This is a genomic window from Pseudomonas sp. VE 267-6A (assembly GCF_024126555.1).
Classification (GTDB): Bacteria; Pseudomonadota; Gammaproteobacteria; order Pseudomonadales; family Pseudomonadaceae; genus Aquipseudomonas; species Aquipseudomonas palmensis.
Window position 1 is genome coordinate 226,818 of the sequence record NZ_JAMYBY010000002.1, and the last position, 26,250, is coordinate 253,067.

The following is a 26,250-nucleotide window of genomic DNA, read 5'->3' on the forward strand; positions in this document are numbered from 1 at the left end:
GGGGCGGGCTCTTGTGGGAATGCCCGATGCTGCGCGGTTTGTCGCTGGCAGGTCAAGCGCAGCAAGACCCTTCGCCGGCAAGGTCGGCTCCTGCACAACACCTCCTGCAGGAGCCGGCCTTGCCGGCGAAAGGCGCACCGCCATTCTCAATCCAGGCTCAGCTTGGCCTCGATGCGGTCCAGGTGCTGGTGCATCAACTGCAGCGCCGCCTCGCTGTCGCCGTCCTCCAGTGCGTCCACCAGGGCTGCATGTTCCTGCCAGGCGCAGTGTTCGCAAGGCTGGGTCTCGTACTGGGCAATGATCAGCGACGTCATGGGCACCAGCCCGTTGAGAAACCGCGTCAACGGGGCATTGTCGGCCATCTCCGCCAGCTTCAGGTGAAACTCGCCCCCCAGACGAATCGCCGTGCACCGATGGCCCTGCTCGTGGTGCTTGCGCTCGCGGGCAATCAGCTCGCGCAACTGGCGGATGCGTGGGGCACTGGTGCGCCGCGCCGCCAGCCCGATCAGCGTGGTTTCAGCCAGGCGCCGGGCACTGAGCACCTGGCGCGCCTGCTGCGGGTCGGGTGCGGCCAGCCGGGCGGTGTGCGCCGGGCGTTGGACCACCACCTGCTGGTCGGACAGGCGCCCCAGCACGCGGCGGATCACCGTGCGGCTCACGCCGAAGGCCTGGCCCAGCGCCTGCTCGGTCAGCGCGGTACCTGGCGCCAGGCGCTGTTCGAGGATCGCATCGAACAGGCGCGGGTAGATCTCGTCAGCGCTCAGGCGCTGCTCGCCGGCCGCCAGCAGCGCGGGCAGGGCGATCGCGGACGGGGTAGCAGGGCAGGCGTTCATGGTCGCTCTCCTGGTCAGTTGCCCGGGTGTTCATCCGGAATGGTCAATTCGATGCCCATGCGCAGGCCTTCCTGCAGAATGTGCCGGCGCATCTGCGCACTGGCCTGGGCGCTGTCCTTGTTGCGGATGGCGCGCACCACCGCCTCGTTCTCTTCCAGGCGCGCGGCCAGGTGCTCGGGCGAGTTGTGCAGCACCTGGGCGCTCTGCTTGAGGGCATTGCTGGTCTGCTGCACCACACTCTGGAAAATCGGGTTGGCGGTCAGTGCGAACAGCTCTTCGTGAAATGCCAGGTAGGCGCGCACCCCGGCTTCGCTGTCGCAGGCCTCCAGGGCCTCGCGCATGTCCATCAGGGTCAGGCGCAACTGGCCGATTTCCTTGCTGCTGACCGACTGCGCCACTAGCCCGACAATGAACGGCTCCAGCGTGTAACGCAGCTGCAGCACGTCCTCCAGGCTGGCTCCGGCCACGGCCGCGGGGGCCTGTACCAGCTCCTGGGTACCGGGGTCGAGCACCAGCACTCCCTTGCCTGGCATGGAACGCACCAGGCCGAGGGTCTCCAGCACCGTGACCGCCTCGCGCAGGCTTGGCCGGCTGATGCCCAGTTGCTCGGCCAGTTCTCGCTGACCCGGGAGCATCTCGCCCGAGCGCCACTGGCCACGGGCCAGTGCCTGGCGCAGTTTCTCCACTACCGCATTCACTACCGTCGATGAGGTAATCACTGTTTGCTCCCTGAAAACACATGCATACGTCGTTGCCTAGAATTCCTGTTGATGGGCAGGGGTCGGCAGCTTGCGCGTCTGAAAGCTGAAGCCCTGCTTGCCGTTGAGTACGTTGTTGGCGCGTTCCAGATCAATGTCCTTTTCCCAGCGGGCGATGGCCACGGTGGCCACGCAGTTGCCGATCAGGTTGGTCAGCGCGCGGCCGATGCCCATGAACCAGTCCACCGCCAGCACCAGCACCAGGCCCACCACCGGGATGGCCGGTACTGCCGTGAGGGTGGCGGCCAGAATCACCAGCGCCGACCCCGGAATGCCGTGGGCGCCCTTGGAGGTGATCAGCGACACCAGCAGGATGGTCAGCAGGTCGGTCATGGCCAGCGGTGTGCCGGTGGCGTTGGCGATGAACACGATGGCCAGGGTGAGGTAGATGGAGAAACCGTCCAGGTTGAAGGAGTAGCCCGTGGGGATCACCAGGCCGACGGTGGAGCTGCCGATGCCCAGGTGTTCGAGCTTGCGCATGATCTGCGGCAGGACCGCATCGGACGACGCAGTACCCAGCACGATGCCCAGTTCTTCGCGCATGTACTTGAGGAACGGGAACAGCTTCAGGCCCGAGACGCGCATCACTGTCCCCAGGATCACCAGCACGAAGCCTGCACAGGTCACGTAGAACAGCGCCACCAGGCCGCCCAGGTGTTGCAGCGAGTCCAGGCCGTACTGGCTGGTGGTGAAGGCGATGGCGCCGAACACGCCGATCGGCGCCAGGCGCACGATCATGCCCATGATGCGAAAGATCACATGGCTCAGTTCGTTTATCAGCCGGGTGATGCCCGACGCGGCCTCGCCCACCAGGTTCAGGGCGCTGCCGAACAGCACCGAGAACAGCAGCACCTGGAGGATGTTGTTGTCGGCGAAGGCGCCGAGCACCGAATTGGGTATCAGGCCCATGAGGAACGCTGCCGTGCCCTGGATATGCTGGCCACGCTCGGCCAGCGCACCGGCATCGGCGGTCGACAACTGGTCGAGGTGGATGTTGGCACCGGTACCGATGCCTGAGGTGAATGCCAGTACCAGCCCCAGCACCAGCGCAATGGTGGTCAGCACTTCGAAGTAGATCACCGACTTGAGGCCGATGCGGCCAACCTTCTTGAGGTCGCCGGCACCGGAAATGCCGCTGACCACCACGCAGAACACAATCAGCCCGATGAGCATCTTGATCAGCTTGATGAAGCCGTCACCGAGGGGTTTGAGTTGCAGGGAAACTTCAGGAAAGCTCAGGCCGCAGGCGATGCCGAGCATCAGGCCGAGCACCACTTGGAGGAAGATCGAACGCGAGCACCATTTGAGCATGGGGAGGGATCTCTGGTCGGTGTCCGTGCTTCTGGCAACAAGCGCCGAGCGACAGACTTAATTATTGTGGTCTTACCGGTATGTCCAGTGCAGGCGCAGTGTAGGCGGGGTTTTTGCGGGTTTGCAAGTATTTCGCGAATCCAGCGCATCAGATCGGTTTTACCGGTCTGACCAGTTACAGTACTTATCGACGACAAAAGCGCTTCAAGCAACAGTGGCAGGCGCCTGTCACGCTTTTGCGAGGGCAGTGATCAAGGCTTGGAAAGGGCCAGGTCTACCGCTGCAATCAGCTTTCCCAGGTCCTTGGGTGGAGCTTTGTGAATAACACCGAACAAGTAGGCACGTTGCTCGTCCGCATCTTCCAGATCGGCGAAAAAGGCATTGAGCTTGACGCCCAGCACGTCGGCAAAGGTGAACAGCGCTTCGACACTGGGGGTGTAGGTGCCGGTTTCAAAGCGGCTTATGGTTTTGGGGTCAAAACCGGTTTTTTCGCCAAGTTCAGCCTGAGTAAGCCCGGCTACCTTGCGATAGCGTCTGATGGCTGGACCCAAACTAGATAATTCCATCGCTCGATTCCCATTTAGAATCAAGAACTTAACGATAAATATTGGCATTGCACAACGCCACGTTTCATCACCTTTCCTTGCAAAATGTGATGTATTTCGTAGAATCGTTCACTTGGACCGACATTTACGCTGCAGGTTTCAGGGCCGCTGGACAAGGCTTTAGCGTGCGCTTCAGGGAGTTTTAACGTGCGTCTCAATCTGCCGGTCACGGCTGTCGAACAGACCTTTCCGGACCATCAGCGGCTGATTTCCGCCACCGATACCGACAGTAACATCACCTATTGCAATGCCGAATTCGCCGCCATGAGTGGCTTCAGCCAGGCGGAACTGATCGGCAGCACGCACAACCTGGTGCGCCACCCGGACATGCCGCCTGCCGTATTTGCCCTGATGTGGCAGTACCTCAAGGCCGGCCAGAGCTGGATGGGCATCGTCAAGAATCGCTGCAAGAACGGCAACTTCTACTGGGTCAGCGCCTACGTCACACCGGTGCTCGAGGACGGCCGCCTGGTCGGCTACGAATCGGTACGGGTCAAGCCCACTCGCGATCAGGTGCAGCGCGCCGAAGCGCTGTATGCCCGTCTGCGTGAAGGCAAGCCCCCCGTGCCCTTCGGGCGTCGCCTGGCCCTGCAGGGCCGCGTGCTTGCGCTGCCGTTGCTGGCAGCCGCTTTGGCCATAGGCGCCAACCGGCTGTTGCCGGGCTGGGGCGGGCAGGGCATCACCCTGGCGCTGTTCGTGGCGGTGGGCCTGTGGGGGCACAATCGCCTGCGCCATGAAGTGCGCCAGATCGTGCGCAGCACCCCCAACACGTTCTCCGACCCGATCAGTGCGCTGGCCTACAGCGAAGCGCTGGGGCCGACCGCGCAACTGCAGATGGTGTTGATCAGTGAAGAGGCGCGCCTGAAAACCGCGCTGACGCGCCTGAGCGACCTGGCCAACCAGATGGCCGTGGCCGCCAGCGATTCCAGCCGGCTGTCCAATGCCACCGAGCTGGCGCTGCTCGACCAGCGCGCCGAAACCGACATGACCGCGGCGGCGATGACCGAGATGGCGGCATCCATCGCCGAAGTGGCGGTGCATGTACAGCAGACCGCCAGCGAGGCCGGCACCGCCAACCAGCTGGCCGAACAGGGCAGCCAGGTGGCCGGTACCTCGCGCGAGGCGATCCAGCTGCTGGCCAGCACCGTCACCCAGATCAACCAGGCGGTCGGCCACCTGGCCGGGCAGACCCAGGACATCATGCTGGCTGCCAGCGTGATCCAGGCGATTGCCGACCAGACCAACCTGCTGGCGCTCAACGCTGCCATCGAGGCGGCGCGTGCTGGCGAGCAGGGCCGCGGATTTGCCGTGGTGGCCGATGAGGTGCGCGCCCTGGCGGGCAAGACCCGCCAGTCGACCCAGCAGATCCAGGGCATCATCGAGACCCTGCGCAGCGGCGCCGATGACGCGGTGAGCATCGCCAACCTGGGCATCCAGGAGGCCGAGCAGGGCGTGGCGCAGGTGGTCGAGGCGCAGCGCGCACTGCAAGGCATTCGCGAGGCGGTGGCACGCATCACCGATATGACCCAGCAGATGGCGGCCGCCTCGCAGGAGCAGTCCTACGTGGCGGAGGACGTGTCGCAGCAGATCAATCGGGTAGCCGGCACGGTGCAGAAGACTGCCGACAACGCCAATGCCGCCGCCACCCGTGGTGGCGAGCTTGAGCATATTTCCAGCGGCCTGCGTGCCTTGGTTGAACGCTTCAACCGATAGCCGCCAGGCGAGTGAACGAGCATGGATGACAACTACCGCGCGGCCGTCGACGCGGCCGCGATCTTTTCCGAAACCGACCTCGCCGGACGCATCACCTACGTCAACCAGCAGTTCTGCAGCATCTCCGGCTACAGCCGTGAAGAGCTGCTGGGGGCCAACCACCGCATCCTCAATTCCGGCCTGCACGGCAGTGACTTCTTCGAGAGCATGTGGGCATCGCTGGTAGCCGGCAAGGTCTGGAAGGGCGAGATCTGCAACCGCGCCAAGAACGGCTCGCTGTACTGGGTCGACAGCACCATGGTGCCACTGCTGGACCCGGCCACCGGCAAGGTCCGCAAATATGTGTCGATCCGCTTCGACGTCAGCGAGAAACGCCAGCTGGTGCACACCCTGCAATGGCGCGTGGGGCATGACGTGCTCACCGGGCTGCCCAACCGCGCATTCCTTTCGGACCTGCTGAACCAGGCCCTGGAATTCTCGCGCACCGAGCAGTTCCCGCTGGCGGTGTGCATGCTCGATCTGGACGGCTTCAAGGCGGTCAACGACGGCTATGGGCATGCCTGCGGCGACCTGCTGCTGGTCGAGGTGGCGGCGCGGCTCAAGGGCATACTGCGTGGCGGCGATGCGGTTGCGCGGTTGTCTGGTGACGAGTTCGTGCTGATTCTGCGCCATGTCGAGGGCCAGGCGCAGTTGCGCACGGTGCTGGGGCGGGTGCTGTCGGCGGTGGCGGCGCCGTATTCGATTCGTGGCCAGCAGATCAGTGTCAGCGCCAGTATCGGCGTGACCCTGTACCCGGCCGACAACGATGATGCCGACACCCTGCTGCGCCATGCCGACCAGGCGATGTACGTGGCCAAGCAGAGCGGACGCAACCGCTTCCACCTGTTCGACGTATCGCTGGACCAGGAAGTGAAGGCCACGCACCAGACGGTTGAGCGGGTCCGCCGCGCCATGAAGAATGGCGAGCTGCGCCTGTTCTACCAGCCCAAGGTGAACATGCGCAGTGGCGAGGTGCTGGGCTTCGAGGCCTTGCTGCGCTGGCAGCACCCGGTCAAGGGGCTGGTGCCGCCAGCGGAGTTCCTGCCGTTGATCGAGCAGACCGACCTGATCGTGGACATCGGCGAGTGGGTGATCGACCGCGCGATGGCGCAGATGCAGCATTGGCAGGACGCCGGGTATCGCTGGTCGGTGAGCGTGAACATCGCGGCGCGCCACTTTCAACGGTCTGACTTCGTCGAGCGCCTGCGCCTGTTGCTTGCGCGTCATGACGGGGTTGCGCCGCGCATGCTCGACCTTGAGATCGTCGAGTCGGTGGCAATCGAGAACATCAAGCGGGTCAGCGAATGCCTGGAGGCGTGTCAGCAGTTGGGGGTGCAGTTTTCACTGGATGACTTTGGCACCGGCTATTCGTCGCTGAGCTATCTCAAGCGCCTGCCCACCCAGGCGATCAAGATCGACAAGTCGTTCGTGCGCGACATCCTGCATGACCAGGATGACCTGGCCCTGACCCGCGCGGTGATCGGCCTGGCACGGGCCTTCGGGCGCCAGGTGATCGCCGAGGGGGTGGAGACGGTGGAGCATGGCGAGGTGCTGATGGGGCTTGGCTGCGATGTGGCGCAGGGCTACGGCATCGCCCGGCCGATGCCGGCGGCGGAGGTGGTGGGATGGGTGCGCGAGTATGTGCAGCCGCATGAGTGGGTGGTGTTGCGCCAGGCGTAATGCCGCATCGGGCCCTTGGCCGGCAAGGCCGGCTGCTGCAGGGCCGGCGCTACAACTGCGGCGCCGTGTTCTTCACCACCGCCAGTTCCGGGTGCGCCACCAGCTTGTCGATGTGCAGCTCGTCGTTGTTCATCCAGGTTTCGCTCAGCACCCGGTAATGCTCCATGTCCCGGCAGCGCATGCGCAGGCTGTAGTCGAAATGCCCGCTGATGAGCTGGCACTCGAATACCTGCGGGCAGGCCTTCATGCAGGCCTCGAAGGCCCGCTGGGCCGAGCGCCCGCTCTGGTTGGACAACGCCACCAGCACCAGCAGCGACAACCCTGGCGACACCCGCTGCACATCGATGATCGCGCCATAACCACGTATCACCCCGCGTCGCTCCAGTTTGCGCACCCGCTCCAGGCAAGGCCTGGGCGTCAGGTGCACCAGCGAAGACAGCTTTTCGTAGGTGATGCGCCCGTTGTGGCGCAGTACGTCGATGATCGCCTCGTCGATCCGATCCAGAGGCGGCGTGTCATGCAAGCGGTTGGCCTTGGTGTCCATGGTGGCGTCGGTTCACTTCAAACGGTTGGAAAGAAATTGCTGCAGGCGTTCGCTCTGCGGCTGGTCGAGCATCTGCGGGCCGCCCTGTTCCTCGACCCGGCCTTGGTGCAGGAACAGTACCTGGCTCGACACCTGGCGGGCAAAGCCCATCTCGTGGGTGACCATCAGCATGGTACGGCCTTCCTCGGCCAGCGTCTGTATCACCTTGAGCACTTCGCCAACCAGTTCCGGGTCCAGTGCCGAGGTCGGTTCGTCGAACAGGATGATCTCCGGTTCCATCGCCAGCGCCCGGGCAATGGCCACGCGCTGCTGTTGCCCGCCAGACAGGAATGCCGGGTATTGATCGGCCGCGCGCCCTGGCAAGCCGACCTTGTCCAGGTAGGCGCGGGCGCGGGCCTCGGCCTCGCGCGGGCTCACCCCAAGCACGCGGCGCGGCGCCAGGCAGATGTTCTCCAGCACGGTCATGTGGCTCCACAGGTTGAAGTGCTGGAACACCATGGCCAGGCGCGTGCGCAGGTTCTGCAACTGGGCCGGGTTCGGCGCGCGGGTGCCGGCGCGGCCCTGGTGCATCTCGATGCTCTGGTCGTCGAGGGTGATCACGCCCGAGTCCGGCTGTTCGAGAAAGTTGATGCACCGCAGCATGGTGCTCTTGCCCGAGCCGCTGGCGCCGATCAGGCTGATCACGTCGCCCTTGCGCGCCTGCAGCGAGACGCCCTTGAGTACCTGGTGATCGCCATAGCTCTTGTGCAGGGCATCCACGCTCAGTTTGATGGCGGCGCTGCTGACGCGCGGGGCGGTGGGGGTTTCGTACAGGGCCTGGCCATGGGCCGGCAGGGGGTGTGCGCAAAGGGTCATGGGTCAGCCTCGGGCAGGAACAAGGAAACGCATCCAGCGGCGTTCGGCCAGGCGAAACAGCCCGACCAGCGCGAAGGACAGCAGCATGTACAGAATGGCCGCGATGCCGAAGGCCTGGAACGTCAGAAAGGTCGCGGCGTTGGCGTCGCGGGCCACTTTGAGGACGTCGGCGACGGTGGCGGTGAACGCCAGCGAGGTGGCATGCAGCATCAGGATCAGCTCGTTGCTGTACACCGGCAGCGCGCGGCGCAGGGCTGCCGGCAGCACCACGAACAGGTTCAGGCGCCAGCCATGCAGGCCGTAGGCCTGGGCGGCCTCGATCTCGCCATGGGGAATGTTGCGAATGGCCCCGGCGAAGATCTCCACGGTGTAGGCGCAGGTGTTGAGCACAAAGGCCAGCAGCGTGCAGTTGAGCGCATTGCGCAAGAACTGGTCGAGCAGCGCGTTGTCACGCACCACCTCCAGCCCGTACAGCCCGGTGTAGCAGATCAACAACTGGATATACAGCGGGGTGCCGCGAAACACGAAGGTGTACAGCTCTACCGGCCAGCGCAGCCAGCGCTTGCGCGACACCCGCGCCAGCGCCAGTGGCAACGACAGCACCAGACCCAGCACCATGGTCACGATGAACAGCCACAGCGTCATCGCCAGCCCCGACATGCCCGCGCCATCGCTGTACAGGTAGGCCCGGCCGTATTCCTGAAGCAGTTCGATCATGATGCCAACCCCTTGATGCCGGTGTTGTAGCGCCGTTCCAGCACCTTGAACAGGCGATTGGAAAGGGTGGTGATAAGCAGGTAGACCAGCCCCGCGAACAGCAGAAAGTACAACGGCTCATTGGTGGTCTTGCCGGCGTTCTGCGCAGCCTTTACCAGGTCGGAGAGGCCGATGATCGACACCAGCGCGGTGGACTTGAGCAGCACCAGCCAGTTGTTGCCCAGCCCCGGCAGGGCGAAGCGCATCAGTTGCGGGAACAGCACCAGCTGGAAGCGCTGCACGCGGCTCAGCCCGTAGGCGGTAGCCGCTTCCAGCTGGCCATGGGGCACGCTGAGGATCGCTGCGCGAAAGTTCTCGGTGAAGTAGGCGCCATAGATGAAGCCCAGGGTGATCACGCCGGCCATGAACGGGTTGATCTCGACGTAATCCCAGCCAAGCAGCTCGGTCAGGTCGTTGAGCCACAGCTGCAGGGTGTAGAAGATCAGCAGGATCAGCACCAGGTCGGGCACGCTGCGAATCAGCGTGGTGTAGAGGGTGGCGGGAATGCGCAGCAGGCGCAGCGAGGACAGCTTGGCGCTGGCGCCGATCAGGCCCAGCAGCAGGCTCAGGCCCAGTGACAGAAAGGCCAGTTGCAGGGTCATCCAGGTTCCTTGCAGCAACAGCGGGCCGAAGCCCTGCAGGCTCAGCGCCTGCAAGCCGGTGGAGGTGAGGAAGTCGTTCACGGGAAAACTCTCGGTAGGACCAAAGGCGGGTGCGACAGCGCACCGGGCCGTGCAGGCCCGGGCTCTGCAGGCGATTACTCGTTGTAGATATCGAGGTCGCCGACGTACTTCTGCTGGATCCTGGCGAAGGTGCCATCGGCCAGCACCGCGGCGATGCCCTTGTCGATCAGCGCCTTGAGCTCGGCGTCGTTCTTGCGCAGGCCCATGGCGATGTCCAGGGGCAGGGTGGGGTCCTTGATTGCCGGGCCGCTCTTGAAGTCGGCGCCTTCGGGGGTGTTGAGGAAGTTCAGCTGCGCTTCGAGCTTGTCGGTGAGGGTGGCGTCCAGGCGCCCGTTCATGAGGTCGGCATAGTTCTGGTTCTGGGCCTGGTAGGCTTTGACCCGGGCGCCCAGCGGCGCCAGCTTGGCGCGGGCGTAGGCCTCTTGCAGCGAGCCTTGCAACACGCCAACGGTCTTGCCCTCGAGCGATTCGGGGGTGTCGCCGAAGTCGGCGCCCTTGCGCACGATCACCGAGGTGGGGCTGAGGAACAGGCGATCGGAAAACTCGATCTGCTTCTGACGGGCCGGCGTCACCGCCATGGACGACATGATTGCGTCGAACTTGCGTGCACGCAGGGCCGGGATCATGCCGTCGAATTCGTTGTGCACCCAGGTGCACTTGACCTGCAGCTTTTCACAGATGGCATTGCCCAGCTCGATGTCGAGACCTTGCAGGCTGCCATCGGCGGCGACGGATTCGAAGGGCGGGTATTCGGGGAACACGCCGAAACGGATTTCTTTCCATTCCTGGGCCTGGACTGTGCTCGCGCACATGGGCAGGAGCAGCACGCTGAGCAGCTTTCGCAGCGAGGTCATAAAGGTATCCCTGTGTCTTGTAGTTGATGTAGGGCAGTGAACGCTTCGTTGGCCTGAGCCTTGGTCTGTGTGTGACTCTTCGGTCTGGCGTCAGAATGCGTGAAGGCAGCATTTTTTTTGTGTCGTTTGGGCCGGCGCTGGCTGCCGGATTCTGCTGTTGGCGATTCGGTGTCAGCCGAATCGGCTGCATGACCTCCTGTTTTGGCTTCGGGGCAGCTTGCTGTGTACGGCCGTGCAAGGTGCACGGCCGCCTGGATTGACGTGCAGGCCCGGTCTAGGCGCGTTTCTTGTGCACCGCCTGAACCTTGGGCAGCAGCCGTGCAAACAGGTCCTTGGGGTTTTCCAGGGCCGGCACCAGGTCGATTTCATGGCCGATATCCAGGGCCTTGGCCACATCCAGCACATAGCGCAGGGCCGAGTAGTCTTCGATGGCAAAGCCCACCGAGTCGAACAGGGTGACCTGGGTGTCGTTCTCGCGGCCGAGCACCTGGCCGTTGACCACTTGCCAGAACTCGGTGATCGGCGAGTCGGCTGGCATCTGCTGGATCTCGCCCTCGATGCGGCTCTGCGGTTCGTACTCGACGATCACCCGTGCGGCGTCGACGATGTCGCGGTGCAGCTCGGTCTTGCCCGGACAGTCGCCACCCACCGCGTTCAGGTGCATGCCCGGCTCGATCATGTCGGCGGTCAGGATGGTGGCGTAGGCCTTGTCGGCGGTGACCGTGGTGACGATGTCGGCGCCGCGTACCGCATCGGCCACGGAGCTGGCCAGTACCACCTTGATCGCCGGGAAGGCGCGAAGGTTCGCGGCCAGTTTGGCCGTGGCTTGTGGGTCCAGGTCGTACAGGCGGATTTCCTCGATGCCCACCAGCGCGTGGAAGGCGATGGCCTGGAACTCGCTCTGCGAACCGTTGCCGATCAGCGCCATGCTGCGGCTGTCGGGGCGCGCCAGGTAGCGTGCGGCCAGGGCCGAGGTGGCGGCGGTGCGGATCGCGGTGGTCAGGGTCATTTCGCTGAGCAGCAATGGCGCGCCGGTGTCGACATCGCCCAGCGCACCGAACGCCATCACGGTGAGCATGCCGCGCTGGGTGTTCTTCGGGTGGCCGTTGACGTACTTGAAGGCGTAGAGGTTGGCGTCGGAGGCCGGCATCAGCTCGATCACCCCGTCTGGCGAGTGGTTGGCCAGGCGCGCGCACTTTTCGAAGTCGTGCCAGCGCAGGTAGTCCTGGCGGATGTACTCGGCCATTTCTTCCAGGCAGGTAGTGAGGCCCTTGCGGGCGACCAGTTGGCTGAGGTCGTTGACGTCGATGTAACGGGTCATGGGGAGCTCCTTCTTGTGGTCGGTCAATTGCGCACCGGCAGGTGCACTTCGGCGAGCATGCAGCGCGCGCTGCCGCCGCCGATGCGTTCGATGTTGTCGATGTTCACCACCACCGGGTGGGTGTGCCGCTCGACCTGGCGGCGCTGCTGGGGGTGCAGCGAGCGCCAGGCACTGCGCGACATCACCAGCAGCGGCTGGCCTTGCTTGTCGTGCACTTCGAGCATGTTGCCGGCGAAGCCTTCGAGCTGGTCGAAGTCCAGGGCCAGGATGTCCTTGCCGGTGGCACGCAGGCTGTGTTCCAGGGTACGGCGCTCGTCGGCATCGGGCAGTGCCTTGAGGCACACCACCGACAGCCCGCGGCCCACGCTCATCATCACGTTGCAGTGATAGATGGGCGCCCGGTGCCGGTCGACGGCGTGAAACAGGCACAGGCGGTAGTCGAGCCTGTCGGCGAACTGGCGCAGTGCTTCGGTGTGGGTGCGCCCGGAGTGGCAGGCGTAGCTGATGCGGTGTTCGCGGTCGAGCACCATGCTGCCGGTGCCTTCCAGGAACATGCTCTGTTGCTCCAGCGGGCTCAGGTCGATGGTGTTGTGAATACTGAAACGGTCGGCGAGCACCTGCAGCACGCCCTTGTCGCGTTCCAGGCGGCGGTTGTGGCCCTCCATCGGGTAGAGCACCAGGCTGCCGTCGGCGTGGCTGCTCCACCAGTTGTTGGGGAAGATCGAGTCAGGCGTGTGCGGGGCCGGCGTGTCCTGCACCACCAGCACCTCGACGCCATGCTGGCGCAGGGTGTCCACATAGCCGTCGAACTCTTCCAGCGCTTTATGCTGTGCCTGGTCGGGGTCCAGTGCAGGCTGCTGGAAGCGGTTGTTGAGTGCGGTGTCCGGGTTGAAGGCGAACCGCGCGGGGCGGATCATCAAGACTGTATTGGTGGTTTGCATCGAGGCACGCATCCGGGGTTGGCAGTGCGTCTATTGTCGATGCAGTGGCGCTGCAATCCCGGCTGAAGCGCGCGGGGCGCTCAGCGGGGAAAGCTGAAAAGCGGGGTATTGCAGCGTAATCGGCTGTGCCGGTTCAGGGCAGGTGCTCGGCCATGTCACGCAACTGGTTGGCCAGCGCGACGGCAGCACGGGCGCTGTGTTCGCCTGCCACCAGGTGCGTGAAGGGCAGGTCGATCAGCCGGCCCTCGCGCACCGCACGCAACTTCGAAAGGGCCGGGTGGTTGTGCAGGTACTCGCGCTTGCGCCGGGCCGGCGACCAGACGGCGTCGGCCAGGATGATCACGTCCGGGTCGCGTTGCAGCAGGGTTTCGGGGTCGACGGTCACGCGGTGCAGGTCGACGTCGGCGAACAGGTTGCGCCCACCGGCGACCTGGATCAGTTGGGTGATGAAGCCGCGGCTGCCCTCGCTGTCGAGGCCCTGGTGCTCGCTGTCCAGGTAGAACACCGAAAGTGGGGCATGCTGCGCGGCGAGCTGGCGGGCGCGGTCCAGGTCTGCTCGTTGCTGCGCGATCAGCCGAGCGGCCTGGGGTTCGCGCTGCAGCAGCTTGCCCAGGCTGCGCAGGTCGTCTTCGATGGCCGCGAAGCCGGAGGCCGGGCGCGGGTCGCAGGCGTTCTCCAGCAGGTAGCTGCCGATGCCATTGCGGGTCAGGTGGGTGCGTGCGCCCACGCCATCGCGAAAGGCGCTGGCGAAACCGCCGACCACCAGGTCGTAGCGCTGGGCATAGAACACCTCCGGCGAGGGATACAGCCGCGATAGCAGTGGCACGCCGCGGTAGCGCCGGGAGGCCAGCGCCTCGGGGTCGTCATCGACGTAGCTCACCGCAACCAGCGACGGGCCGACCTGCAGGGCCAGCAGCAGGTCGGCGGCATGCTGGTTGAGCGCCAGGATGCGCTGCGGCGGGGCGTGCGGCAGGGTCCAGTCCTGGCCGCAGTTACGGTAGGTCTGGGCGTGGGCCGTGGTGCCGAGCAGGCACAACAGCAGGCAGAGCAGGCGCGTCATGGGGTATCACCATTGAGCAGCAGTGCGCTGACCGGGGTACCTGCGACCAGGTGCTCGCGCACCAGGCGGCGGGCATCGTCGGCGCTGGCGATGCGGTACCAGCAGCGCTCGGGGTAGACGGTGGCGACCGGGCCCAGGTTGCACGGGAACTGGCAGTGGGTACGGGTCAGCAGCACGCCGTCGGCGGTTTCCATGCGCTGGGCGGCGAGCAGTTCGTTGCGCACCACTTTCCACACCTGCTGCGCGCCGCGCTGGGTGCAGCGCGGGCCGGTGCACAGCATCACGTGGCGGGCGTGGGCGGGAATGTGCGACCACTCGGGTTTGCTGGGGATGGGCATGGGCTTGTCCTTGAGTCCGTGGTGCGGCTTTCGCGGGTCAAGCCCGCTCCCACAGGTGACGGATGAGCCTGTGGGAGCGGGCTTGACCCGCGCTGCTTCTAGAAGCTGTAGGTGTAACGCACTTCGCTGGTGAACGGCCTTCCCAGGTTCTGCACCTTGCGCGCGCCGCTGTCCATGCTGGTGGTGTAGTCGCGGTCCAGCAGGTTTTCCAGCAGCAGGCTCAGGCGATGCTGGCGGGCGCCGTCCAGGTAGCGGTAGGCATCGGCGTCCACCACGGTGTAATGCCCGTAGTCCACATCCCGCGGGCTTTTCACCGTGCCGATGTAGCGCACCGCCGCGCCTGCGCCCCACATCCGGTCACCCGACTCGTACCCCAGCCGGCTGCGTGCAAAGAACCCGGGAATGTTGTTGAGGGTGGCGCCGTTGCGCGACTCGCTCAGGTTGCGCGTCATGTCTGCCGCCAGCTGCCAGCGGTCACTGAGCTGGAACTGCCCGTTGACCTCGACGCCGCGCACCTGGATCTCGCCATCGCCGTTGACCCATTGTGCATCCACGATGGTGATCAGGTCCTCGATGCGCCGGGTGAACAGCGTACCGCTCAGGCTGTAAGGCTGGCCCTGGATCAGGCCGGTGTAGTCCAGGCCCAGTTCGGCATTGCGGCTCTTCTCCGGCTTGAGGTTGGGGTTGCCCATCTCGTCGCCCGGTTCGTTGACGTACAGTTGCTCGGCGTTGGGCAGCTTGTAGGCGGTGCCGAACTGGCCGCGCAGCTTGAGCTGGTCGGTCAGGTCGTAGAGCGAGGTGAGCATGCCCACCGTGGCACTGTCACCACCGCTCAGGTGCTCGCGGCGCACGCCGATGCTGGGGTGCCAGTCAGGCAGGGCGTCGATGACAGGGCGCAGCTGCACATACAGCGCATGGGCCTCGGCCTGGTTGTTATCGATCTTGAGCACGTCGTCCTTGCCCTTGAACCACTGGTTGTCGGTACCGAACACCAGGGTGTGCTCGCCGGGGAGCACGGCCTTGCCTTCTGCCTGCATGCCCCAGTCGCTGAAGCCCCAGTAGTCGTCGTGGTTGAGGGTACGGGTGCTGCCGTCGGTGTTGTTGTAGATGCGGGTGTAGCGCGTATCCCAATCGTTCATGTGGCCTTTGACGAAGTAGCTGAAGTCGGGGTTCAGGCGCTGCTCGAAGGTGGCCGTGGCGATCTGCTGCACGCGGTCGTTGGTGGTACGGCGGTTGGCGTCCGGGCGCAGGAAGTCCAGGTTGGCGGCGCTGTACTGGTAGAACAGCTCCAGGCGGCTGTCATCGCCCAGGCTTTGTGCGGCCTTGGCGCCGAAGGTGTTGACCTCGTAGCTGCGCTTCTTGTCGCTGACCGTCGAGGTGATCTGGCTGCTGTGGTAGGGCTGGTAGCCCTCGGACACGTTGTGGCTGACGTAGGCCAGCAGCCCCAGGTCGCCCAGGCCGTTGCTGAAGATGCGCTCGATACGGGCATCGCCGTTGCGCCCCATGAAGCTGTCGACGCCCAGGTTGACCTGGCCCGAGGGGTCGCGGCTATGGGCCGAACGGGTGACGATGTTGATGACCCCGGCCACGGCCTGGGTGCCGAACAGCAGGCTCTGGCCGCCCTTGAGTACCTCGATGCGCTCGATGGCGGCGGCGGGCAGGGTGTCTATATAGATGCCGCCGTAGAGGCGGTTGTTCAGGCGCACCCCGTCGAGCATGATCAGCGTGTCGTCGTTGCGCCCGCCCAGCAGCGAATAGGTGCCATAGTCGAACGGCCCCTGCTTGGGCGCCACATACAGGCCGGGCACGAACATCTGCAGCACGCGGGTGATGTCCGCGCTGGGGCCGGCGCGCTCGATCTGCTCGCGGTCCACGACCTCCACCTTGCTGCCATAGCGCGCCATCTCGGCCACCGTGGTGGACTCCACCGAGGGTGCGGAAACGATCTGCTGGTCGAGGGTCAGGGGTTCGCTGGCCGCCAGGGCCGGGCTGCCGATCAGGCAACCGATCAGGGTAAAACGACGTGTCTTCATCTACTTCTCGAAAAAGGATTTTTCGGGAAGCGCACAGGAGGGTTCCGGCGAACGCGCGCCAGAATACCGGCTCGTGCCCGCCCACCGCAGGTTTGCCAAAATGACTGAACGCATCCTTTCAACAGTCGTGGGTTTGCAGGCCGGTCTCCGGGCTTGCGAGGCTCGAAGTCATCCGCCTTCCCATGCGTTGCGCACAGTGGCCTGTTGGATGCTTCACTCGCTTACCGTTGCGGGGGCAGCGCCGGACTAGTCATGCAAGACGCACCGGCTTCCCGTTTCACCTGCTGCACGGCGGCAGCAGGCACCTGAAACTGGGCCGCATCTGACCATTGTCATGACCGTTCGTCAACCTGACGGCCTTTGCTGACGAGCGTGCGTTTGTTTCAGGCCAAAAAAAACGGCACCTTCTCAGGTGCCGTTCCTTTAGTGGCTAGCGCCGCTGGAACTTAAATCCAGCGGGGTCAACCGTGCAGCTCTTCGGCCGCATACAAGGTGTTCTCCAGCAGGCACGCCCGGGTCATCGGCCCGACGCCGCCTGGCACCGGAGTGATCCAGCCGGCGCGGGGCAGGGCGGTCTCGTAGACCACGTCGCCCACCAGCTTGCCGTCTTCCTGGCGGTTGATGCCCACGTCGATGACGATGGCGCCTTCCTTGATCCATTCACCCTTGACCAGCCCCGGCTTGCCGGCAGCCACCACCACCAGGTCGGCGCGGCCGACGTGGCCGGCCAGGTCCTTGGTGAAGCGGTGGGTCACGGTCACGGTGCAGCCGGCCAGCAGCAGCTCCATGGCCATGGGGCGGCCGACGATGTTCGAGGCGCCCACTACCACCGCATTCATGCCGTACAGGTCCTGACCGGTGCTGTGCAGCAGGGTCATGATGCCTTTGGGGGTGCACGGGCGCAGCAGCGGGATGCGCTGGGCCAGACGACCTACGTTATAAGGGTGGAAACCGTCCACGTCCTTGTCGGGGCGAATGCGCTCGAGCAGCAGCGAGGCATCCAGGTGCGCCGGCAGTGGCAGCTGCAGCAGGATGCCGTCGATGTCGGCGTCTTCATTGAGGCGGTCGATCAGGTCGGTCAGCGCCTGCTGGGTGGTGTCGCTGGGCAGGTCATAGGCCTGGGAGTTGAAGCCGACCTCTTCACAGTCTTTACGCTTGTGCGAAACATAGACTTGGGAGGCGGGGTCGCTGCCTACCAGGATCACTGCCAGGCCGGGGGTGCGCAGGCCTTGCTCGCGACGTTGCGCGACACGTTGGGCGATCTGCTGGCGCAGGCTGGCGGCGATCGCCTTGCCGTCGATAAGTTGTGCAGTCATGACGCGTGATTAACCATCGAGAGGGAATAAAAAGAGCGCGCATTCTCGCATGACCGGGGCGCAGGGCAAAGGCGCTTGGTCTGGCAATTCCCCTAACCCCTTAAATAAAATGAATTTTTTTCAAAAAGGTGTTGACGACTTTGCCGCTCGTCTATAACATTCATCGCACTTGTCGGGCAGAGCCTAGCACTGGTTAGCAAGGTCAGGCAGAATAAGTGGTTTTGATAGCTTGTTCGGTATGACTAAAAGTTAATTTGTAATCCTAACAGAAAGCAGATTAAATATGCGCCCGTAGCTCAGCTGGATAGAGCATCCGCCTTCTAAGCGGATGGTCGCAGGTTCGAGTCCTGCCGGGTGCGCCAATACAGGCAGCTGGCACAAGTAAAAGCAGTAAAGCAATATGGTGGGCGTAGCTCAGTTGGTAGAGCACAGGATTGTGACTCCTGTTGTCGTGGGTTCGATCCCCATCGTCCACCCCATATTCTAAAAGGCGCCCGATGAAAATCCGGCGCCTTTGCTTTAAAAGCTTCACGCGGACGTGGTGAAATTGGTAGACACACTGGATTTAGGTTCCAGCGGCGCAAGCTGTAAGAGTTCGAGTCTCTTCGTCCGCACCATAGATGCTTTCACCGCCCTTCGCTGAAGTGCGTTGAAGCCCGGAACAAGCCGCCTTGAGCGGCTTTTTTCGTTTCTGGGCTTCTACTCCTTACCCGCACCTACCGCTGCACCGCAATGCACTTGATCTCCACCAGCAACCCTGGTCGGGCGAGTTCGCTGACGCCTATGCAGGTCCATGCACAGGTGCCCCTTGGAAAGACCTTGTCCTTCACGCTCCTGAACAGCGGCATATGGCGTTGCATGTCGATGTGATAGGTCGTCATTTCGACCACGTCGTCAAACCCGCAACCGCCCGCCGCGAGCACGAGGCGAAGGTTTTCCCAGGCCGCCAGAAACTGCTGCTCCGGGTCTTCAATCACCTCCAGCTCCGGCGTTCGACCCACCTGCCCGGCGCAGTACAGGGTTCTGCCCACCTTTACCGCGGGGGCATAACCAGCACGCTCGCAAAGCAATTTCATCTCGTCGGGGACGATAATCTGGCGATCAGTCATGGGGCAGGGTCCAGGGGAGTAGGGCTATCAAGCGACGCGCCACTCTATAGAACAGAAAAGCCACCTATCAAGGTGGCTTTCGCGTTTCATTGCCCTCGCGTCAATGCCTGGTCGCCTTGGGCCCACCTACCGGTGACAGCTCAAGCTCCAGTCGAACGATGTTGAGGATTCTGGTGAGTGGAGCGGCTTGCTCCGCCTCCCCCAGTGCGAGGAGGTGATCGCGTTGTTCGCGAATTCTGCTGAGGCTCTCGTCGAGCTGCGCAGCGGCCAATCGGTATTTTTCCATGTGCGGTTCCTTTATCACGGCCTCCCTGCCACTCGAGTCGGCCGTTCCGTGTGCGGGTGCTGTGGCACCGTTCGTCAACGGAAGGCCCTGCAAGCATAGCGTCCTTTGCGCCGTAGGCGCGTGAACACCACGGGCAGAACTGTTCCAACATTTATCCGCGCGCATGCTGATGAATGATTTTAAAAATAATACTGATTTTCATTTCCCTTTTTGCCTGCCTCACGTGACCTCTATTGCAAGACCATTGCAACGTTCCAGGGAGCTTCACGTGAAACGCATCGCGCCGACCGTAAATCCAGGCCAGCAGCCCGACAGGCACCGTGTTTTCAAGGCGGCGCAGGGCGCGCTTACTGTGCTGGCGCTTGCCGTCAGTGGTGCCAGCGTTGCAATGGCGGCGCCCATGGAGGCGCCCACCGCTCAGCACGCAGCTGTACGCAAGCATTACCAGATTGCGGCAGGCCCGCTGGCGCCCGCACTCAATCAGTTGGCGGGCGCCACCGGCGTGATGCTGACCTTTTCCCCGGAGCTGACCGACAAGCGCCAGACCCAGGGCCTGGATGGCGAGTACAACCGCAAGGAAGCCTTCGACCTGCTGCTGATGGGTACCGGGCTGCGCATCGTGCAGCTCAAGGACAAGAGCTTCGTGCTGCGCGCCGATGAACAGAGCCGCAGCGCGCTGGAGGTGGGCCCCACGCTGGTCAACGCACTGGGCGAGCGCCCGGGCGTGATCCGCAGCAGCCGCGAAGTGCACGCCGAACGCCAGGACCTCAACAGCCTGGTGCGTTCCATGCCCGGTACCTACACCCTGCATTCACGCAGCCAGCCCGGGGTTTCGGTGAACATCCGCGGGCTGTCGGGCCTGGGGCGGGTCAACACCATGATCGACGGCGTGACCCAGACCTTCCGCAACAACGCCGGTCACGGTTCGGGCGGGCCGATGGCCTTCGTCGACCCCAACCTGCTGGCCGGTGTCGATGTGCAGCGCGGCGCGGTGGACGGCGCCGAAGGGGCCAATACCCTGGGGGGCACCGCCAACTTCCGCACCTTCGATATCGACGACATCGTCAAGCCCGACCACCGCGTGGGTGTGCGCAGCACCTACCGCACCGGCAACAACGGTTACGGCAACACGCGCATGCTCGCCGCTGGCGCACGAACCCGTCCCGAGGATAGCGAGGGCGTGTACGGCATCGTCGCCGCCGCCAGCAGTTCGCAAACCGGCGAATACAAGACCAGCTCCGGCCAGGAAAACCACTACGACACCACCAAGCAGAGCCCGCGCTCGGGCCTGCTCAAGGTGCGCCTGCAGCCCAACGACCTGCACCGCCTGGACCTCAGCGGCGTGCAGTACCGCAACGAGTTCTACCACAACTACCCATGGGAACTGCGCAACGAAACCTACCGCGCCAAGTACGCCTACACGCCCTACAACGAATGGGTGAACCTGACGGTCAACGCCTACCAGAACAAGACCCAGCTCGATTACCCGCCGGTGGAGGAATCCACCTTCATCGGCCGCAAGACCCACGACGATGCCCACGGTTTCGACTTCACCAACCTCAGCCGTTTCAACCTCGGCCCGGTGGAAGCGAGCTGGAGCAACGGCATGCGCTACTACACCGACGACTTCGTTGCCGACACGCCGGAAAAACGCGGGGCCAACCCCGAAGGCAAGCAGCAGACCGAAAGCCTGTTCAGTACCCTGGAGCTGGACTACGACATTTATGCCATGACCCTGGGCATGCACTACGACGGCTACAAGGTCAGCGGCCACGTGCCCAAGTGCTCGATTTTGCGCGAGTGCGCGGGTATCGGCGGGGGCGATGTGGACATCACCCGCCGCGAGCACAGCTTCAACCCGCGTATCGGCTTTGCCGTAAAGCCCTATGACTGGATGCAGCTCTACACCAGCTGGTCGCGCACCTCGCGTGCACCGCGGGTGCAGGAGATGTTCTTCGAGAAGGTACCGATGACCGCCGACGCCAGCGATGCCGACGGCGTGGGGGCCAACCCCTACCTGCGCCAGGAGCGCTCCACCAACTACGAGTTCGGCTTCAATCTCAGTCGCGCCGGGCTGTTCAGCAGCAACGACTACGCCCAGCTCAAGGTCAACCGCTTCATCAGCAAGATCGACGGCTATATCACCCCGCAGTCGTTCGACATCGTCGATGACGACGGCGAATACTCGGCCAAGGCCAACTGGGTCAACTGGCCCGAGCAGGTGCGCATGAGCGGCTACGAGATCGAGGGCCGCTACGACGCAGGCTTCGTCTACGCCAACCTCTCCTGGACCCGCGCCACCACCAAGGCGCCGACCACCTCGGGCATCGAACTCGAAGACATCAACAGCCAGCCCGACCGCTACTGGACCCTCGACCTGGGCACGCGCTGGTTCGACGAGCGCGTGGTGCTCGGCGCCCGCGGCGAGTACTCCGGCCCTGCCGAAGAAAGCTGGGACTGGTACGAAACCAGGAAGACACAGTCTACCGGCGTGATCTGGGACCTTTACGGCAGCTGGCAGGTGCAGCAGAACGTCAGCCTGTTCTTCAACGTCGAGAACGTGGAGAACAAGACCTACAGCTACAACGCCTCGGTGGACTCGATCATGTCCGCCTCACTGGACCGCGGTACCGGGCGTGGGCGTACCACCTCGTTCGGCGTCACGTTCGAATACTGACCCCACAGGACCCTCTCATGTACACGAACTGCCTGCTTGGGGCGTGCCTTGCCCTGCTCGTCGGCTGCGCCACGGTCAATGCGCCGCCGGCCCAGACCGCCTATGCCCGTGTCGAAGCCAACATCCCCGGCTGGGGCGCGATCGTTGATGTGCGCAGCGGCCAGCAGATCGATGCCGGGCAATTGCTCGACGTACTGGCGCAAGCCCCCACGGTGATGGTGGGGGAGACCCACGACAACGTGGCTCATCACCTGATCGAGCAGTGGCTGGCCACCGGCCTGGCCGAGCGGCGCAAGCAAGGCGCCGTGGTGCTCGAGATGCTCGATAGCGATCAGCAGCGCCCGGTTGGCGATGTGCAGGCGTGGCTGGGCGCAGGCAACCGCGTGCGGCTGGCGCGTCTGCGCAAGATCATGCAGTGGGATGAGCGCTGGAGCTGGGAGCAATACGGCCCGTTGATGCAGGCACTGATGCAGGCCCCGGCCCCAGTGCTGGCCGGCAACCTGTCTCCCCGCGAACGCAAGCAGGTGGCAGCCGACGCGCCTGCGGATGCGGCCAGCCTGTTTCCGCAAGCGGCAATCGCCGAGGTGCAACGTCAGCGCATCGTGCAGATGCACTGTGGCGAGATCGACCTGCCGCGACTGAACGCCATGCTCGCCATTCAGCACGGTCGCGACCGGCGCATGGCCCAGGTGCTCGACGCCGCGCCGGCCCCGCGCCTGTTGTTCGCCGGTGTGCTGCACACCCTCAAGTCCCAGGGCGCGCCCCAGTACCTCAGGCATGGCGCGCGCGATCCCGGTTTGAAGGTGCTGGTGCTGGGGGAGGAGGGCCAGGCCCCAGCCGTGCAGGATGCCGACTTCGTGTGGCTGCTGCCCAGCCAGGACGGCGACGGTGTTGCGCTTGCCCCGGCGGCTGCCAGCTGCGACGCACCCTTGCAGCCAGCCCTTCACTGAACCTTTTCTGCTCACAAGGAATCCCCACATGCCTGCTATTACTGCCAGCGATCTCCGCCAACGCCTTGGGCAAGACTGCCTCAGCCTCGCCCTGCCTGCCGCCGAAGTGGCGGCCCGTCTGTATCACCTTGGCCCGCTGAGGGTCATGACCCAGGCCAGTCATGCATTCCTCGACCAGGTGGGGCGCTTCCCACGGTCGGACGATGTTGCCCAGGTCGGTCTGGTGCTTGGCGAAGATGGCCTGGACCTGCGCCTGAACCTGCGCGCCTGGCACTGGCTGTGCCTCACCCGTGGCCAGGCCGCTGGTGATTTCGAGCTGCGGGTGTTCGACCGGCATGCCGCGCCGCTGTTGCGCCTGGCGTCGCTACCCGGCTCGAACCTGCAGGCGTGGGCCGAGCTGTATGCCCAGGGCAGCCTGGAGCAGCCGCACTTCACACCGCGCGAGGCGCTGGTCAAACAAGATGTACAGGTCGCCGGGCTGGTCGACGACTGGGCGGCGATGGGGGATGTGCATGACCACTTCGCGCTGCTCAAGCGTCATGGCCTGACCCGCTATCAGGGCAACCAGGGCGTGGCCCCGCAGTTTGCCCGGCGTATCGGCAGCGCGGGCACTGCGGCGCTGCTCGGGCAACTGGCCGACAGCGGGCTGGAACTGATGGTCTTCATCTATAGCCCCGGCTCCACGCAGATCTACACCGGCAAGCTCGACAGCGCCACGCGGCAGGGCGACAGCCTGGTGTTCGACATGCCGGGTGACGGTGACGCCGCACCAACCCGTTTCGGCATACGTGACACCGTCGAAGCCGAAGCCTGGCGCGTGTACAAACCCAATGCCGTAGGCGGGGTCAACAGCCTGGAGATCTTCGATGCCGAGCAGCGCCTGATCGTGCAACTGTTCGGGCGTCGCCCTGCCGGGCAGCCCGAACAGCCAGCCTGGCGCGAGTTGCTCGATCGGTTGGAGGCGGGGCAATGAGCGCTCGGCTGCTGAGTGTGTGCCTGCTTCTTTTAATAGGTACAGCGCCCGTGCATGCCGATCAGGCCGACACATTGGTCATCGGCAACGACCTGGCCGAGATTGCCGCGCAGTTGCAGGCCACTTCGCGGTTGGTGGGGCGTGACGATTCCAGTCACTACCCACCCGAAGTGGCTCGCTTGCCGTCGGTGGGCTATCTGCGCCAGTTGTCGTCCGAAGGCATCCTGAGCCTGCATCCGCGGCGGGTGGTGCTCAGCGATGCGGCGCGTCCGGCCGTGGTGCTGCGCCAGCTGGATACCGTGGGCGTCGAGGTCATCGAAGTGCCCAGGGGCAAGCGCATCGCCGATATCCCACGCAAGATAGAACAGGTGGCCAAGGCCTTCGACCGTGAAACCCTGAGCCAGCCGCTGGTTGCAGAGCAGCAACGTCTGGCCGCCGAGCTGGCTGCACTGGCGCCGCTCAAGGGCCCCAGGGCGCTGTTCATCTTCAATCGAGCGGGCATGATCCCGCTGATCATGGGGCGCGGCACCGAAGCCCATGCCGCACTGGAGCAGGCGGGCATCGAGAACTGCGCGCCGTTCAGTGCCTACAAGCAGGTGGCGGCCGAAGCGATGGTGTCGCTTGCACCGGATTTCGTGATCATCAGCCGCGCCGGGTTGCAGGCCCTGGGCGGCGAGGACAACCTGTGGAAGCTCGGCGGCCTGGCGCTGACCCCGGCCGGTCAGCACCGGCGCCTGGTGCAGGTGGACGATCAGGCGCTGCTCAACCTGGGCCCACGCACCGTGGCAGCCATGCTGCAACTGCGCCGTGATGCCGGGGCGCTGTTCCCATGACGCGCTCGCACACCCGCTCATTGCCCACGCTGTTGCTGATGCTGGCCGGCCTGTGCGCCTTGCTGGCGCTGTGCTCGCTGGTGGGCAGCATCGGCCTGTCGCCGCGCATCCTGCTGGGCCATCTGCCCGCGCCGCTGGAATGGCAAGTGTGGAGCGAGGTACGCCTGCCGCGGCTGCTGCTGGCGGTGCTGGTGGGCTCGACCCTGGCAGCAGGCGGCACCGCCATGCAGGGGCTGTTTCGCAACCCGCTGGCCGACCCCACGCTGCTGGGCCAGGCCAGCGGTGCGGGGTTGGCGGTGTCGATCTGGATCGTGCTGTTCAATGGGCGTTTTGCCGGCCTGGAGCTGTATGGGCAGTTTCTGGCCGGGTTTGTCGGGGCGTTGCTGGTAACGCTGGTGATCTTCCGCATCGGGCGCGGCTACAAGGGTCGTGAATCGACTATCACCCTGCTGTTGGCCGGCCTGGTGATCAATACCCTGACCGGCGCGGTGGGCGGCATGCTGACCTTTATGGCCAGCGAAGAACAGTTGCGCCAATTGAGCCTGTGGGGCATGGGCAGCCTGGGCAGTGCCGAGTGGTCGACCCTGAGCGTAGCGCTGGTGGTGTTGCCGTTGACCTTGCTGGTGCTGGTGCGCAGCGCCGCCGACCTGGACCTGTTCCAGTTGGGTGAGGTGTCTGCCCATGCGGCGGGGCTCAATGCCGAGCGCCTGAAAAATCGCATTGTGCTGGCCTCCTCGCTGGGCGTGGGCCTGTGCGTCGCACTCACCGGCATCATCGGCTTCATCGGCCTGCTGGTGCCGCACTGCCTGCGCCTGTACTTCGGGCCGGGCCACCGTCTGCTGATTCCGGCCTCGATGCTGTGCGGGGCGATTCTGCTGCTGCTTGCCGACACCCTGGCGCGCAGCCTGGTCAGCCCTGCCGAGATTCCGGTCGGCCTGGTCACCAGCGTGATCGGCGGGCCGTACTTTCTCTGGTTGTTGCTGGGCCGCAAGGTCCGGGAGTTCTGAATGCTCGATCTTCTCGCTGTCGGCCTGCATCGGCCATTTGCCCTCAGCCCGGTCACCGAGGCCATACAGGGCGGCCAGCTACTGGGGCTGATCGGCCCCAACGGCGCAGGCAAAAGCACATTGTTGTCGCTGATCTCCGGCTATATCACGCCCGACTGCGGCGAAGTGCGGCTGCTCGATCAGCCGTTGAGCGCCTATTCGCCGCGCCAGCTGGCGCGCAACCGCGCCCTGGTCACCCAGCACATGGACAGTGCGTTCGACTGGCAGGTCGGCGAATTCATCCAGCTGGGCCAGGGGCATGCGGGGTTGCCGTGCGCCGGCATCGTCGAGGCCATGGACATCACTCATCTGCTCGACCGCGGTGTGCTGTCGCTGTCGGGCGGCGAGTTGCAGCGGGTGACCATCGCCCGCGCGCTGAACCAGTTGGCCATCAGCCCTGCGGGCCCCACCGAGGGCCAGGCGCCGCGCCTGCTGCTGCTCGACGAGCCCACCAGCGCGCTGGATATCGGCCAGCAGCAGAATCTGATGCGCCTGTTGCGCCGGCTGGCCCGTCTGCCACATATCGCGGTGGTGTGCGTGCTGCATGACCTCAACCTAGCGGCGCGCTACTGCGACCGGCTGTGGCTGATGGAAAAGGGCCGGTTGTGCGCCAGCGGGACCCCCGCGCAGGTACTGAATGCACATACCATCGAGACGGTGTTCGGGGCTCAGGTCAGTGTAACGGCGGGGCCCGGCCACGCGGTGGGCATCGAGCTGGCGTGCTGAGTGGCCAGTT

24 protein-coding genes, 3 tRNA genes and 1 riboswitch are annotated in these 26,250 nt (G+C 64.6%); of the genes, 11 read left to right on the top strand and 16 right to left on the bottom strand.

Annotated features, from left to right (window positions below):
• Positions 1-146: 146 nt before the first annotated feature.
• The 4 genes from NJH59_RS02940 to NJH59_RS02955 form a co-directional block, all read right to left on the bottom strand.
• The gene (locus NJH59_RS02940) at positions 147-833 is read right to left on the bottom strand and encodes a GntR family transcriptional regulator (protein WP_043864518.1); all 687 of its coding nucleotides are present in this window, start codon (positions 831-833) and stop codon (positions 147-149) included.
• Between the two features lie 14 nt (positions 834-847).
• On the bottom strand, positions 848-1,552 hold the full coding sequence (locus tag NJH59_RS02945) for a FadR/GntR family transcriptional regulator (protein WP_043864517.1): 705 nt from the start codon (positions 1,550-1,552) through the stop codon (positions 848-850).
• A 36-nt stretch (positions 1,553-1,588) separates the two neighbouring features.
• The gene (locus NJH59_RS02950; protein WP_043864516.1) at positions 1,589-2,902 is read right to left on the bottom strand and encodes a C4-dicarboxylate transporter DctA; all 1,314 of its coding nucleotides are present in this window, start codon (positions 2,900-2,902) and stop codon (positions 1,589-1,591) included.
• A 251-nt stretch (positions 2,903-3,153) separates the two neighbouring features.
• Entirely contained in the window at positions 3,154-3,468 is a 315-nt protein-coding gene (locus tag NJH59_RS02955) for a helix-turn-helix domain-containing protein (RefSeq protein ID WP_043864657.1), read from the bottom strand.
• Between the two features lie 186 nt (positions 3,469-3,654).
• Between NJH59_RS02955 and NJH59_RS02960 the strand changes: the two genes are divergently transcribed.
• Both NJH59_RS02960 and NJH59_RS02965 read left to right on the top strand, forming a co-directional pair.
• A complete protein-coding gene (locus tag NJH59_RS02960) occupies positions 3,655-5,220 on the top strand; it encodes a PAS domain-containing methyl-accepting chemotaxis protein (protein ID WP_116055014.1) in 1,566 nt (521 codons plus the stop codon).
• A 21-nt stretch (positions 5,221-5,241) separates the two neighbouring features.
• The gene (locus tag NJH59_RS02965; protein WP_043864514.1) at positions 5,242-6,939 is read left to right on the top strand and encodes a bifunctional diguanylate cyclase/phosphodiesterase; all 1,698 of its coding nucleotides are present in this window, start codon (positions 5,242-5,244) and stop codon (positions 6,937-6,939) included.
• A gap of 49 nt (positions 6,940-6,988) precedes the next feature.
• On the opposite strand, the gene NJH59_RS02970 is transcribed toward NJH59_RS02965, so the two are convergent.
• From NJH59_RS02970 to folD, 11 genes are all read right to left on the bottom strand, one after another.
• Positions 6,989-7,483: an Lrp/AsnC family transcriptional regulator gene (locus NJH59_RS02970; RefSeq protein ID WP_043864513.1), complete on the bottom strand. Its 495-nt coding sequence runs from the start codon at positions 7,481-7,483 to the stop codon at positions 6,989-6,991.
• Between the two features lie 12 nt (positions 7,484-7,495).
• Positions 7,496-8,338, bottom strand: coding sequence for an ABC transporter ATP-binding protein (locus NJH59_RS02975; RefSeq protein WP_229589384.1), 843 nt, complete (start codon positions 8,336-8,338; stop codon positions 7,496-7,498).
• Between the two features lie 3 nt (positions 8,339-8,341).
• Entirely contained in the window at positions 8,342-9,055 is a 714-nt protein-coding gene (locus tag NJH59_RS02980; protein WP_043864512.1) for an ABC transporter permease, read from the bottom strand.
• Entirely contained in the window at positions 9,052-9,777 is a 726-nt protein-coding gene (locus NJH59_RS02985) for an ABC transporter permease (RefSeq protein ID WP_043864511.1), read from the bottom strand. Before NJH59_RS02985 ends, NJH59_RS02980 begins: the two co-directional genes overlap by 4 nt.
• A 74-nt stretch (positions 9,778-9,851) precedes the next feature.
• Positions 9,852-10,631, bottom strand: coding sequence for an ABC transporter substrate-binding protein (locus tag NJH59_RS02990; RefSeq protein WP_088515235.1), 780 nt, complete (start codon positions 10,629-10,631; stop codon positions 9,852-9,854).
• Positions 10,632-10,905: 274 nt separating this feature from the next.
• Positions 10,906-11,952: an ornithine cyclodeaminase gene (locus NJH59_RS02995; RefSeq protein ID WP_043864509.1), complete on the bottom strand. Its 1,047-nt coding sequence runs from the start codon at positions 11,950-11,952 to the stop codon at positions 10,906-10,908.
• Between the two features lie 23 nt (positions 11,953-11,975).
• On the bottom strand, positions 11,976-12,893 hold the full coding sequence (ctlX, locus tag NJH59_RS03000; RefSeq protein ID WP_054915323.1) for a citrulline utilization hydrolase CtlX: 918 nt from the start codon (positions 12,891-12,893) through the stop codon (positions 11,976-11,978).
• A gap of 133 nt (positions 12,894-13,026) precedes the next feature.
• The gene (locus NJH59_RS03005) at positions 13,027-13,953 is read right to left on the bottom strand and encodes an ABC transporter substrate-binding protein (protein ID WP_253086366.1); all 927 of its coding nucleotides are present in this window, start codon (positions 13,951-13,953) and stop codon (positions 13,027-13,029) included.
• Positions 13,950-14,291, bottom strand: coding sequence for a (2Fe-2S) ferredoxin domain-containing protein (locus tag NJH59_RS03010; protein WP_043864507.1), 342 nt, complete (start codon positions 14,289-14,291; stop codon positions 13,950-13,952). Before NJH59_RS03010 ends, NJH59_RS03005 begins: the two co-directional genes overlap by 4 nt.
• Positions 14,292-14,389: 98 nt before the next feature.
• Positions 14,390-16,324, bottom strand: coding sequence for a TonB-dependent receptor (locus tag NJH59_RS03015; RefSeq protein WP_054915293.1), 1,935 nt, complete (start codon positions 16,322-16,324; stop codon positions 14,390-14,392).
• A 120-nt stretch (positions 16,325-16,444) separates the two neighbouring features.
• Positions 16,445-16,648, bottom strand: a riboswitch (cobalamin riboswitch).
• Between the two features lie 137 nt (positions 16,649-16,785).
• A complete protein-coding gene (gene folD / locus NJH59_RS03020) occupies positions 16,786-17,640 on the bottom strand; it encodes a bifunctional methylenetetrahydrofolate dehydrogenase/methenyltetrahydrofolate cyclohydrolase FolD (RefSeq protein WP_054915292.1) in 855 nt (284 codons plus the stop codon).
• A gap of 285 nt (positions 17,641-17,925) precedes the next feature.
• Between folD and NJH59_RS03025 the strand changes: the two genes are divergently transcribed.
• From NJH59_RS03025 to NJH59_RS03035, 3 genes are all read left to right on the top strand, one after another.
• Positions 17,926-18,002 (top strand) — tRNA-Arg (locus NJH59_RS03025).
• A 41-nt stretch (positions 18,003-18,043) separates the two neighbouring features.
• Positions 18,044-18,119: transfer RNA gene (locus tag NJH59_RS03030), tRNA-His, on the top strand.
• Between the two features lie 53 nt (positions 18,120-18,172).
• Positions 18,173-18,257 (top strand) — tRNA-Leu (locus NJH59_RS03035).
• Between the two features lie 99 nt (positions 18,258-18,356).
• On the opposite strand, the gene NJH59_RS03040 is transcribed toward NJH59_RS03035, so the two are convergent.
• Positions 18,357-18,749, bottom strand: a complete 393-nt coding sequence (locus NJH59_RS03040; RefSeq protein ID WP_058541313.1) for a RidA family protein — start codon at positions 18,747-18,749, stop codon at positions 18,357-18,359.
• Positions 18,750-19,303: 554 nt separating this feature from the next.
• Between NJH59_RS03040 and NJH59_RS03045 the strand changes: the two genes are divergently transcribed.
• The 6 genes from NJH59_RS03045 to NJH59_RS03070 are packed head-to-tail and all read left to right on the top strand — an operon-like array spanning position 19,304 to position 26,240.
• Complete coding sequence (locus tag NJH59_RS03045) at positions 19,304-21,712, top strand: TonB-dependent receptor (protein ID WP_253086367.1); 2,409 nt, start codon at positions 19,304-19,306, stop codon at positions 21,710-21,712.
• Between the two features lie 17 nt (positions 21,713-21,729).
• Positions 21,730-22,662: a ChaN family lipoprotein gene (locus NJH59_RS03050; RefSeq protein ID WP_253086368.1), complete on the top strand. Its 933-nt coding sequence runs from the start codon at positions 21,730-21,732 to the stop codon at positions 22,660-22,662.
• 28 nt (positions 22,663-22,690) lie between these two features.
• Positions 22,691-23,635, top strand: coding sequence for a ChuX/HutX family heme-like substrate-binding protein (locus NJH59_RS03055; RefSeq protein ID WP_088515232.1), 945 nt, complete (start codon positions 22,691-22,693; stop codon positions 23,633-23,635).
• A 50-nt stretch (positions 23,636-23,685) separates the two neighbouring features.
• Positions 23,686-24,468, top strand: coding sequence for a hemin ABC transporter substrate-binding protein (locus tag NJH59_RS03060; protein WP_168186855.1), 783 nt, complete (start codon positions 23,686-23,688; stop codon positions 24,466-24,468).
• Complete coding sequence (locus NJH59_RS03065; protein WP_054915286.1) at positions 24,465-25,475, top strand: iron ABC transporter permease; 1,011 nt, start codon at positions 24,465-24,467, stop codon at positions 25,473-25,475. The genes NJH59_RS03060 and NJH59_RS03065 overlap by 4 nt, the downstream gene beginning before the upstream one ends.
• On the top strand, positions 25,476-26,240 hold the full coding sequence (locus tag NJH59_RS03070) for an ATP-binding cassette domain-containing protein (protein ID WP_043864499.1): 765 nt from the start codon (positions 25,476-25,478) through the stop codon (positions 26,238-26,240).
• The last annotated feature ends 10 nt before the right edge of the window (positions 26,241-26,250 follow it).

Coding starts and splice junctions, on each gene's coding strand:
- NJH59_RS03055 (WP_088515232.1), top strand. CDS start 22,691: ATGCCTGCTATTACTGCCAGCGATCTCCGCCAACGCCTTGGGCAAGAC.
- NJH59_RS02940 (WP_043864518.1), bottom strand. CDS start 833: ATGAACGCCTGCCCTGCTACCCCGTCCGCGATCGCCCTGCCCGCGCTG.
- NJH59_RS02955 (WP_043864657.1), bottom strand. CDS start 3,468: ATGGAATTATCTAGTTTGGGTCCAGCCATCAGACGCTATCGCAAGGTA.
- NJH59_RS02950 (WP_043864516.1), bottom strand. CDS start 2,902: ATGCTCAAATGGTGCTCGCGTTCGATCTTCCTCCAAGTGGTGCTCGGC.
- folD (WP_054915292.1), bottom strand. CDS start 17,640: ATGACTGCACAACTTATCGACGGCAAGGCGATCGCCGCCAGCCTGCGC.
- NJH59_RS03040 (WP_058541313.1), bottom strand. CDS start 18,749: ATGACTGATCGCCAGATTATCGTCCCCGACGAGATGAAATTGCTTTGC.
- NJH59_RS02980 (WP_043864512.1), bottom strand. CDS start 9,055: ATGATCGAACTGCTTCAGGAATACGGCCGGGCCTACCTGTACAGCGAT.
- NJH59_RS02965 (WP_043864514.1), top strand. CDS start 5,242: ATGGATGACAACTACCGCGCGGCCGTCGACGCGGCCGCGATCTTTTCC.
- NJH59_RS03010 (WP_043864507.1), bottom strand. CDS start 14,291: ATGCCCATCCCCAGCAAACCCGAGTGGTCGCACATTCCCGCCCACGCC.
- NJH59_RS03015 (WP_054915293.1), bottom strand. CDS start 16,324: ATGAAGACACGTCGTTTTACCCTGATCGGTTGCCTGATCGGCAGCCCG.
- NJH59_RS03050 (WP_253086368.1), top strand. CDS start 21,730: ATGTACACGAACTGCCTGCTTGGGGCGTGCCTTGCCCTGCTCGTCGGC.
- NJH59_RS03005 (WP_253086366.1), bottom strand. CDS start 13,953: ATGACGCGCCTGCTCTGCCTGCTGTTGTGCCTGCTCGGCACCACGGCC.
- NJH59_RS03070 (WP_043864499.1), top strand. CDS start 25,476: ATGCTCGATCTTCTCGCTGTCGGCCTGCATCGGCCATTTGCCCTCAGC.
- NJH59_RS02990 (WP_088515235.1), bottom strand. CDS start 10,631: ATGACCTCGCTGCGAAAGCTGCTCAGCGTGCTGCTCCTGCCCATGTGC.
- NJH59_RS03065 (WP_054915286.1), top strand. CDS start 24,465: ATGACGCGCTCGCACACCCGCTCATTGCCCACGCTGTTGCTGATGCTG.
- ctlX (WP_054915323.1), bottom strand. CDS start 12,893: ATGCAAACCACCAATACAGTCTTGATGATCCGCCCCGCGCGGTTCGCC.
- NJH59_RS02970 (WP_043864513.1), bottom strand. CDS start 7,483: ATGGACACCAAGGCCAACCGCTTGCATGACACGCCGCCTCTGGATCGG.
- NJH59_RS02995 (WP_043864509.1), bottom strand. CDS start 11,952: ATGACCCGTTACATCGACGTCAACGACCTCAGCCAACTGGTCGCCCGC.
- NJH59_RS02975 (WP_229589384.1), bottom strand. CDS start 8,338: ATGACCCTTTGCGCACACCCCCTGCCGGCCCATGGCCAGGCCCTGTAC.